Origin of the sequence: Pedobacter sp. (assembly GCF_045628745.1) — a bacterium.
Lineage (GTDB): Bacteria > Bacteroidota > Bacteroidia > Sphingobacteriales > Sphingobacteriaceae > Pedobacter.
In genome coordinates, this window is the sequence record NZ_JAZQPU010000122.1 from 1 (window position 1) to 1961 (window position 1961).

Consider the following 1961-nt stretch of genomic DNA (forward strand, 5'->3'; position numbering starts at 1 on the left):
AGCCATTGCCGAAGAAATTGTGCAGGATGTATTTCTTAAATTGTGGGAAGATAAAGCCCTGTTACCTACTATAATTTCTTTAAAACCCTATTTGTACCGTAGTGTTATCAATGCGTCTATTAATGCAGTAAATAGGCAGCGAAATATTGAAAAGCATCATGAGAAAATTGCTGAGCACGATAGTCATCATGACATTGATGTGCTTGATGAACAAAATGCACTTATTGTGCAATTATATCGGGAAATAGACCTGCTTCCTGAAAAATGTCAGAAAGTTTTTAAATTAAGCAGGCTAGAAGGACTTAAATATAGAGATATAGCATTACAATTGGATATATCTGAAAAAACGGTCGAAAATCACATGAGTAATGCCCTTAGAATTTTAAGATTAAGGATGTTGCAACAAACCAGTGTGCATTCCAATCTCTCAAAGGCCAAGTATTTTTCCCTTTTATCCTTATTCCTGTACTAATATTAACTATTCTTCAAAATAATTAAAACTTTTTGCAAAATGACTAGGGGTTTTTTGCCCGCTGTTTGTCTTAACTAAAAAGAAACAGGACAAATTGCAAGAAAATCAGTTATTTCAGAGCCTTATTCTGAATCACCTCAACGAACCAGAAAATACAGTATTTGCCAATCAGGTTAATTCCTTGCGTGCAGAGAGTCCTGTGAATGAAAAATATTTTCAGGAAATCAAAAGCGTTTGGGAAAAAGCAGCAGATACAGCTGTACTTTCTCGGATAGATAAGGTACAAGCTCTTCATCACTTCAAATCCCGGTTAAAGGATCATGTTGTTTTAAAACCTCAGAAGTCCTATCAATGGTTAAGTGGTGTTGCCGCAACGGCAGCACTTGTTATTGCCGGAGTGTGGTTATATTCTACTAGCTATGGCGTTAAAGAACTTGTGAGGGAAACCCATGCACAGGTTGATTCAATACTGCTTAATGATGGATCAAAAGTGATGCTTGCACAAAATACCATTATCAAATATCCTGATCATTTTAAAGGCAAAACCAGGGAAATAAGCCTTATAAAGGGAAAAGCTTTCTTCAAGATCAGCAAGGACCCTGAGCATCCCTTTACCATTTCTATTGGCCAATCGAAAGTAAGTGTATTGGGTACCTCGTTTAACATAAAGTATACAGATTCCCTGATCGATGTTGCGGTATCAACTGGAACCGTAAGATTTACACCAAACAAGGTGAGCAAAGGAGCCATCCTAAACGCCGGACAATCGGTCTCCTATAATTACGCCTTAAATATCATGACCCAGCCAGATGGCAGCAATGATAATTCCTGGCTAACCAAAGAACTTCATTTTGTAGATATGCCTCTACAAGATGTATGTAAGGAGTTGAGTGAATATTACGGTGTAAAGATCAATTTGCATGACACGGTACATACCGCAAAAAAGTTCAATGCTAATTTCAAAGAAAGCACACTTACAGAAATTCTGGATGTATTAAAAGCGACCTACAATATACAAGTAGAAACAAGTGGAGACACTGTTACTATTAAGAGTTTATAACTAAATAATCAACAAACCAACACAACTAACAATTATGGAGAAAAACTACAAAAAATTCATTCGATTGTTGCAGTGTAGCCTCATGGCTGTACTATGCTCTGCAATTTTCTGCGTGACCTTAGTTAAGGCCGAACGACTTAAGCCGTCGTCCTTAAAAGTGGAAAGACTAGAGAATTACCTTAAGCAAATTGAACAAACCTTCCAGGTGAGTTTTGTTTATGATGCTACACAAATCAATAAGGAAATGAACTTAGAAGTACCTGTTAAATTGGTTTCTATCAGTTCTGCCCTTGAACCTTTAACTGTAAAAGGTATTGCCTATAACATTGTTGGTAAACAAGTGATTTTGAAAAAGGCATTAGCGTCTGTTGTCTATAAAAAAGACGTGATTCTAAAAGGTCGCGTGGTTGCAGCTAAAGATGGTGATCC

At 36.8% G+C, this 1961-nt stretch carries 3 protein-coding genes; all 3 read left to right on the forward strand.

All coding sequences use genetic code 11. The features are described 5' to 3' along the window. Nucleotides 1-472 (forward strand): sigma-70 family RNA polymerase sigma factor (locus tag ACR2F7_RS05215; RefSeq protein WP_432712532.1); only part of this gene is annotated, 472 nt, incomplete at its 5' end. A 94-nt stretch (nucleotides 473-566) separates the two neighbouring features. After that, nucleotides 567-1532, forward strand: coding sequence for a FecR family protein (locus ACR2F7_RS05220; RefSeq protein WP_432712533.1), 966 nt, complete (start codon nucleotides 567-569; stop codon nucleotides 1530-1532). Between the two features lie 157 nt (nucleotides 1533-1689). Then, a partial coding sequence (locus ACR2F7_RS05225) for a hypothetical protein (protein WP_432712534.1) occupies nucleotides 1690-1961 on the forward strand: 272 nt, incomplete at its 3' end.